This is a genomic window from Vulcanisaeta distributa DSM 14429, from assembly GCF_000148385.1.
Classification (GTDB): domain Archaea; phylum Thermoproteota; class Thermoprotei; order Thermoproteales; family Thermocladiaceae; genus Vulcanisaeta; species Vulcanisaeta distributa.
The window spans coordinates 600,745-616,210 of sequence record NC_014537.1; the positions used below are offsets into that span (position 1 = coordinate 600,745).

General features: G+C 50.6%; 13 protein-coding genes. 6 read left to right on the forward strand and 7 right to left on the reverse strand.

Annotation, left to right across the window (positions count from 1 at the left end):
* Positions 1-58 precede the first annotated feature (58 nt).
* The gene (locus tag VDIS_RS03040; protein ID WP_013335744.1) at positions 59-2,230 is read left to right on the forward strand and encodes a thermopsin; all 2,172 of its coding nucleotides are present in this window, start codon (positions 59-61) and stop codon (positions 2,228-2,230) included.
* Here the strand turns inward: VDIS_RS03040 and VDIS_RS03045 are convergent.
* From VDIS_RS03045 to VDIS_RS03070, 6 genes are all read right to left on the reverse strand, one after another.
* Positions 2,227-2,730 carry a DUF996 domain-containing protein gene (locus VDIS_RS03045; RefSeq protein ID WP_148678196.1) on the reverse strand — a complete coding sequence of 168 codons (504 nt, stop codon included), beginning with the start codon at positions 2,728-2,730 and terminating at the stop codon, positions 2,227-2,229. The genes VDIS_RS03040 and VDIS_RS03045 overlap by 4 nt on opposite strands.
* 89 nt (positions 2,731-2,819) lie before the next feature.
* Positions 2,820-3,389 (reverse strand): tRNA-intron lyase, encoded by a 570-nt coding sequence (gene endA / locus VDIS_RS03050; protein WP_013335746.1) that lies wholly within the window; start codon positions 3,387-3,389, stop codon positions 2,820-2,822.
* Between the two features lie 34 nt (positions 3,390-3,423).
* The gene (locus tag VDIS_RS03055) at positions 3,424-3,792 is read right to left on the reverse strand and encodes a hypothetical protein (RefSeq protein WP_013335747.1); all 369 of its coding nucleotides are present in this window, start codon (positions 3,790-3,792) and stop codon (positions 3,424-3,426) included.
* Between the two features lie 21 nt (positions 3,793-3,813).
* A complete protein-coding gene (locus VDIS_RS03060) occupies positions 3,814-4,095 on the reverse strand; it encodes a hypothetical protein (RefSeq protein WP_245522555.1) in 282 nt (93 codons plus the stop codon).
* 31 nt (positions 4,096-4,126) lie between these two features.
* Positions 4,127-5,020: a CBS domain-containing protein gene (locus VDIS_RS03065; RefSeq protein WP_013335749.1), complete on the reverse strand. Its 894-nt coding sequence runs from the start codon at positions 5,018-5,020 to the stop codon at positions 4,127-4,129.
* 100 nt (positions 5,021-5,120) lie between these two features.
* The gene (locus tag VDIS_RS03070) at positions 5,121-6,251 is read right to left on the reverse strand and encodes a pyridoxal-phosphate dependent enzyme (RefSeq protein WP_245522556.1); all 1,131 of its coding nucleotides are present in this window, start codon (positions 6,249-6,251) and stop codon (positions 5,121-5,123) included.
* A gap of 120 nt (positions 6,252-6,371) precedes the next feature.
* Here VDIS_RS03070 and VDIS_RS03075 point away from each other — a divergent pair, with 120 nt between their 5' ends.
* From VDIS_RS03075 to VDIS_RS03095, 5 genes are read left to right on the forward strand one after another with little or no spacing between them, the layout of a single operon-like run.
* Positions 6,372-8,294 carry an ATP-binding protein gene (locus tag VDIS_RS03075; protein ID WP_013335751.1) on the forward strand — a complete coding sequence of 641 codons (1,923 nt, stop codon included), beginning with the start codon at positions 6,372-6,374 and terminating at the stop codon, positions 8,292-8,294.
* 1 nt (position 8,295) lies between these two features.
* On the forward strand, positions 8,296-9,540 hold the full coding sequence (locus VDIS_RS03080; RefSeq protein ID WP_013335752.1) for a DNA repair exonuclease: 1,245 nt from the start codon (positions 8,296-8,298) through the stop codon (positions 9,538-9,540).
* Entirely contained in the window at positions 9,537-11,948 is a 2,412-nt protein-coding gene (locus VDIS_RS03085) for an AAA family ATPase (protein WP_013335753.1), read from the forward strand. Before VDIS_RS03080 ends, VDIS_RS03085 begins: the two co-directional genes overlap by 4 nt.
* A 47-nt stretch (positions 11,949-11,995) precedes the next feature.
* The gene (locus VDIS_RS03090) at positions 11,996-12,856 is read left to right on the forward strand and encodes a hypothetical protein (protein ID WP_013335754.1); all 861 of its coding nucleotides are present in this window, start codon (positions 11,996-11,998) and stop codon (positions 12,854-12,856) included.
* Between the two features lie 24 nt (positions 12,857-12,880).
* A complete protein-coding gene (locus VDIS_RS03095; protein WP_013335755.1) occupies positions 12,881-14,275 on the forward strand; it encodes an acetate--CoA ligase family protein in 1,395 nt (464 codons plus the stop codon).
* Here the strand turns inward: VDIS_RS03095 and VDIS_RS03100 are convergent.
* A complete protein-coding gene (locus VDIS_RS03100) occupies positions 14,258-15,457 on the reverse strand; it encodes a cation:proton antiporter (RefSeq protein ID WP_013335756.1) in 1,200 nt (399 codons plus the stop codon). The two genes, VDIS_RS03095 and VDIS_RS03100, sit on opposite strands and share 18 nt — an antisense overlap.
* Positions 15,458-15,466 lie beyond the last annotated feature (9 nt).

Consider the following 15,466-nt stretch of genomic DNA (forward strand, 5'->3'; position numbering starts at 1 on the left):
CTTTTAAGTTATTTCGTAATTAATCATCCTTTTAAAGCCTTAAGTTAAATAATCCCATGTGCTCAATCCACTGGTATTACTTGCGATAATGGTGACTCTGCCCAACGGCACGGTGTACCACTCCATCAATCCATTAATTAGTAATTACGGGATTTACATATACCCGATCAATTATGCCGTCATTTATAGGCACGTGATTGGCTCAGGCACGTACATAATGACCATAACCCCAGGCACTTACTACTCAGTGAGTGTTTATGGTCCCGGGCCAATGGGGCTATACCTAACCTCCAACATGAATGTGCTACTACTCGTACTAAGCAGTCAGGGTTTCAGTGAGTTAAAGTCTGGGGCCTTAGTCAAACCGTTATTTGCATATTACGGGCAGGAGCTCAATGCTACCATCGAATTACCCAGTGGTGAGTATTATATTGTCGTTATTAATAATGGCTCATCAACAGCCCAGGCAATGCTCGTGACAACTCATAACTACTCAACACCGATTATCAATGCGCCGATTGGTATTGTTGATTATGGGTTAATGCCCTCACAGGTGGGTTACATACCATACTCATACATGACCAACGAATTCCTTGGTGAGGCGAGGGTACTGAGTATTGGCGTTCAACCACTAACCAACTGCCCCCCACTACCGCCCGGCTCATTCTCCCTCCAGTTGAATGCGGTGCTTGAGATGGTAGTTAACAACAAAACCCAGTATTACTGGGTTCAAAACGTCTTAATCATTGACCCAACCTACGGCTTAATGGCGCCGCTGGTGAATGTTTGGAACATGAGTAGTGCTGAGTTATTCATGGACCCACTATTCATCGTTGGGCGTGGTTCGGTGATGAATAACGAGGTCTACGCATACATGGGTAACTGGACACCCTATGAAATGCCCTTGTCCGTGAACCTGACGATAATAACGAACAAGACAGTTAATGGCTTTCCCCAGGTACTCATTGGCTACTCAATGGGTGGCATTAATACGCTTGTTGATAATGTCACGTTCTTAATGACGCCATCATGGGGCCCACACCTTGTCGTGAATGGCTCGGAATACTCACCACTGGGTTACCTAATTGATGCGGAGTTCGTAATTGGGGGCCCGGGTTGTGGGGCGATGGTGAGGGTTAATGAGTTGAATGCTACGTTGTCCCTTTATTACAGGGGGCCTAGTGGTGATTTAATTCCCATGCCCAGTGCCTGGAGCATGGGTAGCGATACTGGCGAGACCGTGGTTAATGCCAGGGTTTACGCGATCGAACCAGGTACTGTGTATGTAACGACGGGTGGTGAGTACCTTGGGCCTCTGATCAACGCTGATTACCTGGCGTTCCTCATACTCAACGACTACCTACTTAATAATCAAAGCATCACCTCCATTGCGTTGCCGTTACCCATTAATTCCGGGGTAGTCGTAACGACACCGCGGGATGTTTACCTTGGGAATAACACATTACTTAGGTTGGTCGGTCTACTCATTAATAATGAGTATGTTAATTCCACGGAGTTAAAGCTAGTAATGAATCAGTCATACGTAGTTAATTACCTATGGACCAGGTATTACAGGCTAAACATAGTCGACGTGTCAAACCAACTCACGAACCTAAGTGGTTGGTATAATGAGGATAGTATAGCCAACATTACCGTACCCAAAACAATGATTTACCTCAGCAATGGGACTAGGCTTGTATTCATAGGCTTCACGACAAACGCCACGCATTACGTCATTACGAATAACACGCTCATCCTACTCATGGATAGACCCGTGACCATAACCCTCAACTGGGTCAGGGAGTACAACACCTCATTAACCCTATACACAATCAATGGGGCCTACGTCGGCACGGTATACCTGGGGTGGGTCAGGTATGGTGAGGAGGTGACCAACGTGAGCATTAACGGCATTACCTACGAATTGAGAACCCCATTAATAATCAATGGCGTGAGTGGCACGGCAATACTCAACGCCGAGTATAGGGATTTCATTGTCAGGGACCTGCTGGGATTGCCCGAGCCCTTTACCCAGGTAATCATTAAGTGCGGTGGTCAGGAATTTAGCAGTACGACGAGTGCCTATGGAATGACCCAGGAGTTGCTAGTTCCAATTAATGTTGGGTGCATTGTCGAGGCGCCGGTAATTGGTTATTACAGCATTGCGTTAGTGATCGCCCTACTTTTAATTGCAATATTAATAATTACACGATTAATACGACAGCATTAACCCCTCAACTTACTATAGCCGAGTATTGCATATACATCAGCTACTATATAGAGTATTAGACCGACAATGATTATCGTCAGTATTGCGCCGAGCCAATACCACCTAGCTGCACTCTCGAAATCACCCACACCGCTTGACCTACCCAACTCATTATAGGCATTCCTTAAGAAGAAACCACTTATTAAAATAATTATGTAGAAGGCCACGAAAAAGGCTATAGCCATGCCCAGCCTACTCAATGCGCCAGGACCCATGTAAATAAGTGATAGGTATGCGGTACCCGCCAGTACGAATGCCAGGATTATGCCGCTAACTATAGCCGTTACCAACGCATAAAGTGCATTACTCCAAATTGCATTGTTTCCATAGGCCCTGGACAACCTATACAGTGCTATTAGGACTAGTATATCGCCTACTATGCTTACGTAGGGTATCAACATTAGTATTGAACCAACAAAGCCAAGCGTACCTGCGGACCTAGTATCCTCCTGAGAACCCATTGCTGCATTAATTAATACATTCTTAAATAAGTATATCCTTGAATATACAAAGTAATCAATAAACACTGGGATATAAATGAGAAGATGCGCTACGCCCTCCACCACTCAAAGGCTATGTAGTGCATCTTACCATCAGCCTCACTTTGCGTTGCCAGAACAAACCTCTTATTCACACTGTGACTGAGCCTTGCTGCCCTCGTTATGTCAAGCGCACTCACGGCCCTCCTGGGCTCAATGAAGTGTAGTAGGACTGGTGCGTGGTCAATCCCAGGTCCCCTCTCGTAGACCGCAAATAACGAGCCGAACTTAAGCCCGCTCTTAACGACGAAGCCCCCATCCCTCAACTCCCTATATATCGTATACACCTGGTCGAAGTTATTCACGGTGCTCCGCCCAACCCTAACCAGGTCATCCCTCGTTAACCTATTACCGCCGCCATCAAAGACCTCCAGCAACCCCTTATCCACCAGGTAAAGAGCCTCAACAATCGAAAGCTGCAGTGGTGAGTTGACGTTGTTGACCTCGCTTAGTTTAACCTTATCCTCATTAACGAACTTACCGTAGAACCCCATTGAGTAGAGTTTCCTGGCCTCATTAATGTCCGTAACAACCACAGCACCGCCAATTAGGTAACCCCTGAACACGTCACTGTAGTGCATTACGGCTATTAAAACCAAACCCCAGGATATGCGATTACTCCCTCGGGGCCCTAACCGTGGCTATGCTATTATCCGCAACGCCCAACCTCCTCATTTCCTCCTCATTACACCAAACCTCATTCCTCGGCACATCCTCGCTGGGTATCACCGTAAACACGTACCTCCTCTCCCTGGAACCACCGCCGACAAGCACTACCTCGACCTTATCCCTAATCTCCAGCTCCTTCATCGTCTCAGGGTTCATCTTCGCCTTACCCTCATCCACGTCACTCCTACGCCTAATCCTCAACCTCCTCTCACGCCTCTCCCTCTTCTCCTCAGGCCTGATCCCGCTCGGCGTTAGGAAACTGGGTATTAGGAGCTTCCTCGCAGGCTTACTCTCGCTTGGCTTACCCTCGCTCATCATTATCATGGCATGAACCCCTTATTTATTCTTAACCTCACTAATCAGGCCTAATTCCCTGGCACAATCAATGCAGTACCTACTAAGGCCAACCCTAACACTATCCCTCCTACAAACCAACCTACCACACCTAACGCAGTGCCCCACGGCAAGCCTCTCACGGCAGACTTGGCACAGGGTTGCTGAGCAGGCCTTACACACGTTTAGTGCGTGGTCAAAGTCGTCATCGCACACGTACCTACCACAGACCCTGCACCTAATTACCGCGGGCCTCTCCTCACAAATGTCGCAAAGGTGAGTCAACTTAGTAATGTGCATTTTACACCTTAAATGCTTAATCGAGTGATGCCAGGTACTGCAGTATGTCCGTCCTGGTTATTATGCCCACGGGCTTACCACCACTAACCACTATTAACCTACCGATCTTGTTCACGGTCATGAGCCTCATCGCGTCGTATATGTCGGCCTCCTTATCAATCGTAGGCACATCCCTCCTCGCGTAGTCCTCAACCCTCACGTTTAGGTTACCCTCATAGTAAGCCTTGGCAATCTCACTCGTGGTTATTAAACCAACTATCCTACCCTCATCATCAATGACTGGGAGCGCCCTGATCTTCCTCTCGGCAAATACCTTAGCCGCCTCCTTAAGTGGTGAGTCATGCCTTATGGTTATCACGTTCTTACTCATTAGAGCCTCAACCTTAACCTTTGGTATGGCTATCAACTTATTAATGGCGACCACCAACTCCCTCAACCCCTCATTCTTCTCCGTAATCACGCCCTCGATTATGACCCTACTATTGGCCGTGGGCCCAATCCTAACATTATCACCAATCCTAATATTCTTCATATCCCCAATAACCCTAACAAGGGCCCTATTACTAAATGGGTTAATCACATCTAGCAACTCAATACCGGTCACGTATAGGTTCGTGGGCAACTTATTAATTGTTATTGGCGCTATGTCGAGGGCGAATACCGTGTTCGTAGGCATCTTAACATACTCAAGGGCCTTCTGAGTCGGCACATAACCACCGTAGGGCCCAGTCTTGGACTCTATGTACCCCATGGCCCTCAGGGCAACCATTGAGTTCCTAACCGTGCCCTCATTAATACCAAGCTTCTCAGCAATATCCCTAGACTTAACGGGCTTCTTAGACGCCATGTACAACTCAACAAGCGCATTAAGTATCGAGGCATACGTCGAAGGCAATTTCTCAATCATCATACTAACCACCTCACTATTAATTATGTAATAAAATATTTATAATTTTTATTTACCGCAAAATCCACGAGCCTCTTCATCCATTATTAATAATTATCCTTAATTATTTATAATTCGATAATGAACGGTAAACCCTAACCTTCTTATTACCGCGAACCTCATAACCAAGGGACACCAGGCCACGCCTAACCAGCGAGCCCAATGCCTTGTAAACCCCCTGAATCGTCGCCACGCCACCCAGTCTTTCCCAAACCTCATAGGCGGTTAACGGCCTCGAACCCTCCAAAACCCCGAGTATGGCCTCCTGAAGCTTCGTTAACCCACCAAGCTCCCTACCAACCCTATACTCCTTGATCCCAGTACCCGTTATAACGACCACGTAATCCCCACCAAGCGTTGAGGCCGCGGCATAGGCCATGGCGGACACAGGCTTAACGTACATCCCGCTCCTCGCCAACTCAATCATTGACCTTATGGTCTCCTCATCACTCACATCAACAACCCTAGCCCCAGCGGCCCTGACAAGCCAATCACTAATTTCTGTCATCTGAGCAGCCCTATGCTTAACGAGTATTAACCTCGGCAAATCACCGATGAACCCCCACTCACGCAGTTCCCTAAAGCCCTCATAAACGGCCAGCGCCAGGTAACCCCTCTCCATGGGCAACACCACACCCTCCACCTCACCAACCTGCTCGTAAAGTTCGTAGGCTATGGTCTTAACACCATCAAGAAATATGGGCTCGCCGTAGAACGTGTTAATGCCATGCCCACCACCGAATTCAATAGTCACATTACCCATAGTTGATAGCCTGAGGAGCTCCGCATACGCACCAACGCGGTCGGGATTAACATAGACCTTAGCACTAACCCCGGCGGCATTGGCATAGGTGGCTATTGATAACGTGAAGTCCTCCTCGAACAAAACCCTGATCTCACCCACAGCATTACTAATTAATACTGATGAGCCCCTATCCATGAAGGACCCAGTTGGGTTCCTGGACTCATCCTTAATGAGCACGCCATTAACCCTCCTAATCCTAGTGAAGCCCTCGCCAAGTGTTACGACCCTATCGCCGTAGTTCAACGCCGACGCGTACCTAAGGATGCTCGGCTTCTCCCTATCAATCCTCAAAACACCCCTAGGCTCAGCTATTAATGGGAAGCCGCACCTAGGGCATGATGGGCCATTGCCAAGTCCTACATAGCCACACCTAAGGCACCTAAACCTCACGTTAACCCGCATTCCCCCGGCTTATGATTACTCAATAGGGTAAAAGTTTTGTCCTTCTCTGCATAATTCCTGTCAGCATCATGTTAAATACCCACTATATCGAGAGTTGCTTGCTTAGCCATGGCTAATGAGGTTGGGTTTATCGTTAATGTGGAGAGCCCGCTGGTGTACGTGGTTTCCATAAAGAGGAACAGCGGTGTTAATCGTTATGACTACGTCTACATACCCATGAGGGACTACGTCAATGATAAGGAGGTTAATGTGAACGTGCTTGGGCAGGTACTATGGATAAGGCGTGAACCATATAGGGTTGGGGTTGATGGCTACGTGGCCGACGTACTGGACGACATGCCCAGGGATAGCATTGTCGAGGTTGTCCAGGCCAGAGTAATGGTGCTTGGCTATAAGTACGGCGATAGGATATACATGCCGAGGACAACACCCGCCGTGGGTACGCCCGTGTACTTAGCCGACACAGGCATGGTGAGCGAGTTCGTTAGGGTCGACCCAGATAGAGCCCTATGCATTGGCAGGCTTTCCCTAAGGTCTGAAGTGCCCTACTGCATAGACATGAATGGCCTCAGGAGGCACCTGGCCATAATAGCATCCACGGGCTCTGGGAAGACCTGGTCCTCGGTAATACTCATTGAGGAATTGCTGAAGAAGGGCGCCACGGTACTCGTCATTGACCCGCACGGCGAGTACGTGCACATAAAAAGCAGCATCTCAAGGCTTGGTCCTCAATTCCTCGATAAGGTCATCGTAATAACGGCGTCCGAGGTAGGAACCGGCGACTTGAGGTATAGGATAAACACAATGAAGGTCCAGCCAGAGGTCCTGGCTGACGTGGCTGGCGTTCCGAGGGGCGCGTCCAAGATTAGGTACGTCATATACCTGGTCCACACCCTCGTCAGGACCATTGTTAAGCACAGCGGTGCTAGGCAGTTGGGTACCCTGGACTCAATGATTAAGGTCATTAATGAAATCCTTGAGTACGGGGCTAACACGAGCGTAGATAGGGTGTTGAAGAGACTCAATGTATCGCTTGATGATGAGGGCAGGAGGAGGGCGGAGAAGGTGTTGAAGGAGCTTGAGGACTTAATAGATAGTAAGACAAAGAAGGCATTGCTCGTTAGCACCAGGGTCTACTTGAGGAGGCTTAGGAGAATTGGGCTCTACACGTATTGGTCACTACCACTTGATAAGGTCTTGAGGCCGGGCTCCGTAACCATCATCAACCTTGCCGGCCTAAGCGATGAGGTTCAGGACCACGTGGTATACCACATACTGAGTAGGGTGTTTAGGGCTAGGGTTAATTACGTGAGGAACCTGCCGGGGCCCAGGTATCCATTCCCCGTGGTTGTCATCCTCGAGGAGGCCCATAGGTTCGCCCAACCGAGGGCCGTTAAATCAACGCTGAGCCTAAGCATAATCTCTAGGATAGCGGGTGAGGGGCGTAAGTTCGGTGTCTACCTAGTCGTGATAACCCAGAGGCCTTCGAAGGTTGACCCTGACGTACTCAGTCAATGCAATAGCCAAATAATACTGAGGCTCGTTAATCAGAGGGACGTAATGGCCGTACTAAGCGCCAGTGAGGTGCTTAATGAGGAGTTGGGCAGGTTAATACCCATGCTTGATGTTGGTGAGGGCATTGTGGTTGGTCCAATAACACCACTACCACTCGTGATTAGGCTCAGGGATAGGGTGCTTGATTACGGTGGCTCAGACATAGACCTGAGCAAGGCATGGGGTGTCCAGGCTGATTTGAGCGTTGAGGAGTTGAGGGAGGGGGTCGAGAAGGCCCTTAGCACCAAGGTCGGTGCAAGGAGTGTGCTTGAGGCGGTCTCATTAATTAATGATGTTGGTGATGTGAGTATGGACACTGGGGTCCTCAGTGGTAGGGTTGGTGGTGCCCATGTTGAGGTCAGGCTCGGTGAGAACACCTGGAGCTGCGAGGTGTGTGGCTCTACATATGAGCCATGTCCACACGTAATAGCACTGACGGCAAAAGCAATTAAGGATGGGTTGCTGAGGGTTGGTTAGAATGCTAATTGCGCAATTAGCCGACATACACCTTGGCCATCGCCAGTACGGGTTAGACGAGAGGCTCGAGGACTACAACAGAGCATTCCTGAGCGCGGTTGATGAGTTGGTACGGCTTAGGGAGGAGAGGGGGTTAGACACCGTGGTAATTAGTGGCGACTTCTTCGACACCCAGAGACCATCACCCAGCATATACATAACGGCGATTAGGGGGTTAGCGAGACTTAGGGAGGCTGGGATAAGGGTCATAGCCATAAGGGGTAATCACGACTCATCAGTCATAAACCCAGTCGAGAATCCACTCGCCGTGCTCCACCAAATGGGTTTGATTCAGTACCTGGATAATAACTACGTGGACCTGGGCGAAGTCAGGGTGATTGGGGTCGGCACGGTGTACACGGATATGCAGAATAGGCTTATCAATTCATTAAATGCCCTGAGGGGTGGTGGCATCAACATAGCCGTTATTCATCAATACATCGAGGGCGCGCCGTACATATACCCAATGCCCAACGTGGATGTGTTCATGATTAATGAGAAGCCACTGGCTCAATTGGACATTGATTACTTCGCCGTGGGGCACATACACGAGCATGAACTCAGGCACCCGAGGATCAACGCTGTTTACCCAGGTTCACTCGAGATATGGGATGCCAGGGAGTTCGAGGTTTATGAGTACTCCAATGGAAAACTAAGGAAGGTTAAGGACCTAGACCCAAAGGGCTTTCTACTACTTGATGTTGGTGGCAATGGCGTTAAGGTCAGCGGTGTTAGGCTTGGGGTCTCTAGGAGGCTTATCAGGGTGAGGGTTAAGTATGATGAGGCAAAGCCCAGTGTTGTTAGGAGTGACGTGGCCTACATAGCCAGCAACATGGATCAGAGGGGTTCGTTGATCATCCTGGAGGTTGAGGGCAGGGTGGCCGGTGGCTACTCGACCAGGGACTTCAACGCCAATGCGCTTAGGAAGCTTTTCAGTAGGGCTTGGGTCGACGTTAGGCTAAGCCTGGAGAGACAGGTTGGTGGGGGTGAGAGGTCGGTTAGGGTGTTTGGCGGTATTAATGAGATAATTAGGCAGGCCCTTAGGTCCAGGTTGGGTAATGATGAGTTGGTGGGTGTCGTCATGGACATTATCGAGAGGGTTAGGGCCGATGATGAGGATGGAGCGTTGAAGGTCCTCGAGAACCTGGTCGGTGTACCACTCAGGGGTAGTAAATCAATCACTGATTGGTTGGGTGTTCAGAAATGATTACTAAGGTTGAGATTGAGAACTTCAGGTCGATAATGAGGGGTAAGGCAGTAATTACCGAGGGCATAAACTTCATACATGGGCCAAACGGCTCCGGTAAGACGAGCATACTTGAGGCAATAGCAATAGCCCTATACGGCTCCGAATGGGTTAGGGGTAAGTACAGGCTTAGCGACCTCGTTAGGCGCGGCGCGTCCAGCGCCGTTATTCGCCTTGAGTACGTGGGAATTGATGGGCGTAAATACCTCATACAGAGGGCCTTCAGCACCGAGAGAACCCTTGAGTCGCAGACCTACGTCCTCGATGAGGGTGGTAGGAGGGTTGCGGCTAGGGATAGGGAGGTCACGCAATTCGTGGTTAAAACCACGGGTATAGACCTCGACACATTCTCGGAACTACTCTACGTAAGGCAGGGCGAGATTAGGGAGATACTCAGGAGTGGTAGGAAGGGCGAGTTTAAGTTGGACACCCTGCTCAGGCTTGATGCCATTGAGAGGGCTAGGCAGGACGTGGTTAGGGAGGGGCTTAGGGCCGTGACCAGCATTACCGAGGGGCTTAGGGGTAGGCTTGAGGTACTTGAGCGTGAATTAAGGAGTAGGAGGGAGGAGTTAGCCAAACTAGAGAGCGAGGTCTCCAGCGCCGAGAAGGCTCTGGGCGAGAGGGAGGGTGAGCTTAGGGCTGTTGAGGAGGAGTTGAATAAGTTAATGAGTAGTGAGGAGGAGATGGAGAGGCTTGAGGGTGAGTATGCGGAGTTGAAGCAGAGGCTCTCCATGCTCAGTGAAGAGGAGGGCAGGGTCTTGAGCGAGTTAGATGCGTTGAGGAACACCCTAAACCAACTAAGCCAGTTGAGGGCTAGGGTCGTTGAGCTTGAGTCGGTGGTGTCCAGGGAAGGCGAGTTGAGGGCCAGGATTGAGGAGTTAATGAGGAGGAAGGATGATGTCAGGGCAAGGCTGGCGCTGGTCCAGGGCTATAGGCAGAGGGCTGAGGAGATTAGGAGGGAGTTGGGGAGTATCGAGGGTAGTATTAAGGAGTTGAATGATGAGTTGGACAGGATTAATGGACTTAAGGAAAGAGCAGAGGAGCTGAGGAGGAGGTTGGCTAGGAGGGCGTCGATAGACGTGGAGATCAATAGTGTTAGGGAGGAGCTCGCCAAGGTTGATGTGGAGATCGAGCATGTGGAGACGGAGTTAAACCTGCTGAGGGGTGGTTCTGTCGAGAGGTGCCCATTGTGTGGTAGGCCATTGAGTAGGGAGTTGGCCCAGGAGCTTGTGGTGAGTAGGGAGGTTAGGCTTAGGGAGTTGATGAGGAAGAGGGATGAGTTAAGGAGCAGGTTGAGCAGGCTTAGTGGTGAGGTTGAGGAGTTGAGTAGGTTGGAGGGTGAGTTGAGGAGTATCGAGGGGGAGTTGAGTAGGGAGGGCGTCATTAGGGCGTCCCTTGAGGACCTACGCAGGAGGAGGGACTCACTGTTTGAGGAGTTATCGAGGATTAGCGGCTATAGTGAGGAGTCACTGAGGAGGGAGTTGGAGGGTATCGAGGGGGAGTTGAGTAGGTTGAATAGTGAGCTTGAGGGGTTGGGTAGGGCTAAGGTTGAGCTTGCTGAGTTGAGGGGTAGGTTGGCGAGTGTTGATGAGTTGGAGAGGAGGGTTAGGGATGGTGAGGCTAGGCTATTGAATATACACAGTGAGAGGTTGAGTGTTGAGGGTAGGCTTAGGGAGTTGGAGGGGAGGATTAGGGAGCTTGAGGGTGTTAGGGCTAGGATTAAGGAGTTGAGTGTGAGGAGGGACTTGTTGGTTAGGGAGGTTGGGGAGTTGAGGGGTAGGGTCAACGCGCTTAGGGATAGGATTGAGAAGTTGAGGGGTGAGTTGGCGAGTAGGGAGTCGGAGGTGGGTAGGGTTAAGGGTGAGTTGGGTAAGTACGTTGGTGCTTCGGACATGCTCAGTAAGCTTCAGCAGGTCCTTGATGACGTCAAGCCCGTGGTTAGGAGGATATTCCTTGATTCGGTTAATGAGGAGTTGAATGTAATGATGAGAGAGCTTATGCACAAGGCCTCGTACGCGTCCGTGGAGGTTAATGAGGACTACGAAGTGGTGGTCAGGAGGAATGATGGGGTCTCACTACCCGTTGAGGCGTTGTCCATAGGCGAGAGGAACCTGGTGTCCCTAATGCTTAGGTACGCAATTGCCAGGGTGGTCATGGGCGTAATACCGATACTAATACTTGATGAGCCCACGGAGCACTTGGACGAGGAGCATAGGCGTAGGGTTGGTGATTGGATTAGGAGCCTGAGTAATGGCGTTAGGACCGTGATAATAACGTCCCACGTGGACGTCCTAGAGACTATAGCCGACAATGTAATAAGGGTTGGCTTCATCAATGAGAGGGGTGAGAGTATGTTCGCGAACTCATGATGAGGAAGTAATTTTATATTTTTAACCTAAGCCATTAACCTGAGATTATGGCTAGGGGTATACCGGCCTACGCCCTTGGTGGCTTGATAATACTCGTGGGATTCATAGCATCCCTCTCCCTCATACTCTCAATACCGTCACCGCTGACCACCGTGACGGGTTACCTAAACCTAACCGCGAATGCGTACCTAGGCTTTGGGAACAACCTACTCGTTATAATAGGTACTAATAACTTCAACTTCCCAATAACTGAACTAAACATTTACATACCCAGGACTGGCACAAACATAATAATAAGCGGCAAGATACCCAGCGGCTCATACTTCCTAGTCATGATATACCAGGGACCAAATAATACCGTGATCATAGCGCCTGGACTAAACGTGACTGGTTACCCAGGAAACCTAGCCAACCTAACAAAATCCGGAGTCGCCTATAGATTCAACGCCACCGCCCTAGTCTACGGCGTTGTTAAGAGGGGGTCATTCCAATTAACGACCCAGGACTCAGGCGTGGTGTACGCCGTGCCTGTCATAACGAACCTCTCGAGACCAATCCTCGGGGTCTACGTATTCCAAATGGCCCCGATGGGGAGTACAAACGTCACCGGCTTCAACCTGGTCTCCCTTGGGCAGGTGATTGGTGAGGTTAGGTGCAACGTCAGTGAGCCCATACCGGTATTGCCGAGTGGTCTCACGTACTTCGCAATAAACATATCCTCAACAAATGGCACGCTGAAACCGTTGGGCATTTGGTATGACTGCAATGCAACACCAACAACATCACTACCAACACTCCTCTACCTGAACCTCGCCCTGAGGTACGTCTATACATACAATAATATAGTGATTAGGAGGGAGGATTGGTTCCCCGTGTATATACTGCCCATGCAAATGAGTAATACGTAATAAGCCGGGCCGCATTACTAAACCGTGGGTGAGGGCTTTAACTACCTATTCAACCCCAGGTCAATAGCCATAATAGGCGCCACGGCTAGGGAGGGGAGCGTCGGCGGCGTCATAACCAGGAACCTACTCACCAAGTTCCGGGGCAGGGTCTACCTAGTCAACCCAAGCTACACGGAATTACTGGGCCACAGGGTCTACAGATCCGTGCTTGAGATCCCTGATGAGGTTGACCTAGCCGTAATAGTCACGCCGGCGCCCACCGTACCGAGGATAATGAGTGAGTGTGCGGCTAAGGGCGTTAAAGTGGCCGTAGTAATTAGTGGTGGCTTTAGCGAGACTGGTGAGGATGGGGCGAGGCTCGAGAGGGAGGTTAGGGAGGCATCCCAGGGCAGGGTTAGGATACTAGGCCCAAACTGCATTGGAGTTTACAACGCCTTTAATGGCTTAGACACATTCTTCATACCGCAGGGTAGGATGGAGAGGCCTAGGGCTGGGCCGATAGCCCTTATAAGCCAGAGTGGTGCGGTCGCTGCGGCGATCCTCGATTGGGCGGCTAGGAAGGGTATTGGTGTTGGCATTGCCGTGAACTACGGGAATAAGCTCGACATTAGCGAGGTGGAGTTGCTCGAGGCTTTGGCGGGTAATGAGGATTTGAGGGTCGTGGTCATGTACGTGGAGGGGTTGAAGTACCCTGGGGAGGGCAGGAGGTTGCTTGAGGTTATGAGGCGGGTGACTAAGGTTAAGCCCGTGATTGTCTATAAGGCTGGTAGGTCGAAGTCCTCGGGTAGGGCCGTTAAGTCCCACACCGCCGCCCTGGCGGGTAATTACGAGATCTACAGGGCAATGCTGAGGCAGGCAGGTGCCATAGAGGTTAATAACTTGATGGATGCGCTCGAGGTCGCTAAGGCATTAGCCACGCAGCCGTTGCCAAGGGGAAACAGGGTCTTAATAATCACCGATAGTGGTGGTGCCGGTGTTCAGGCTGTTGATAATGTGGAGTCCGTTGGATTGGTAGTGCCCGAACTGCCTCAGGAGGTTCGGAGCACCCTGGCCAAGTCATTACCACCCTTCGCAAGCACTGCAAACCCGATTGACTTGACGGGTAGTGCCACGGACGCCATGTACAAGTTCGTCCTAGACACCGTACTACCGACCGGCCACATCGACATGGCGCTGGTACTAGCCCAAATGCAGTTGCCTGGCATGACGCCTAAGCTTGCGGATTACATAATCGAGGCCAGGAGGTTCGGTAAGCCAATAGTTGTTTATGGAATCAGTGCGAATGAGGATGCGAGGGCCTTCAAGGCTAGGCTTGAGGAGGGTGGTGTGCCGACGTACGATAGGTTGGAGACCGCGGCTAACGCCCTGAGGGCTCTGTACGAATACGCGGTCACCAGGGGGTTAGTCCGCCCTCGTTAGTCGTACCCTACAGGCCTCGCGCCTGTACACTACGGCGCCGACTATGGTTGTTATCAACACCATGAGTATTATGATGCCGAACTCACCCATGTTAATTAAGCCACTGCTTAACCCTATGGATGCGATTACGAGTCCCATCTCACCCCTGGGTATCATGCCGTAGCTGACGACCATTGAGTCACGGCGATTACGAAGCCTTAGGTAGGCGAATGGGTATATACCAACGACCTTACCAACCACCGCTGCTAATGAAACCACGAGTGCCACCACCAGTACCTCAGTATTGAGTATATACCTGAAGTTTAGTTGTAGGCCCATGGCTATGAAGAATATGGAGCCGAATATGGCCAGTAACACGTTCACAGTCTCCCTAACCCTCTGCGAGGACCTGCTCTCAGCAACGGCCACGCCTGCTATGAACGCGGCAATGACCTCGGAAAAGCCCAGCGTGGTCATTATGAGGACTATGCCGAAGAGGACCACTAGGGATGCGTAGGTAATCACCTCCTCACCAACCCTATTCAGGGCCCTGGGTATGAATAGCACGGACAGTATGAATACCAGGACCCAAAGGGCCACGGTCTTGACAGCCGCGATTATGGCGCCATACGTGAAGCCGCCGGCGCCCACGGTGGTTATGACCATGGAAAGGAGTATTAGAGCCACGACATCGTCTATCGACGCCGCCGTGATCAAAACCCTAGTGCTTGGTAGACCCGTCAAGCCTTCACGCTCGATGATTCCGGCGACCACGGCTAGGCTCGTGGGTGCCGTCGATAGGGCAATTATCGCGGATTCCGTGGGTTGCAACCCAACGGTTGTTAAGGCCCAGTAGACCAGGGCGAAGGGGGTTATGGCCCCGAAGACGGCGGCTAATACGCCGTATATGCCGCCTTCCCTGAGTGTGGATAGGCCGTGCTCAAGGCCCGAGGCGAAGAGTAGGAGTATTATTGAGAGGTTTGTTAGGAATAGTAGGTAATCATTGATTGTGAATAACTCCAGGTGCATGAACGCGTTCAGTAGTGAGCCCAGTGCGTATGGGCTTAGGGCAAGTCCTATCAGGAGTTCGGCGACTACCCTGGGAAAGCCATACCTAGAGAGGACACCACCGGCCAAGTCAGCTAGTAGGATTAGTATGCTAACCTCAAGGAGCGTGAGGAAGATAGTCTCGCCAGTAGGCACAGGCTGCGT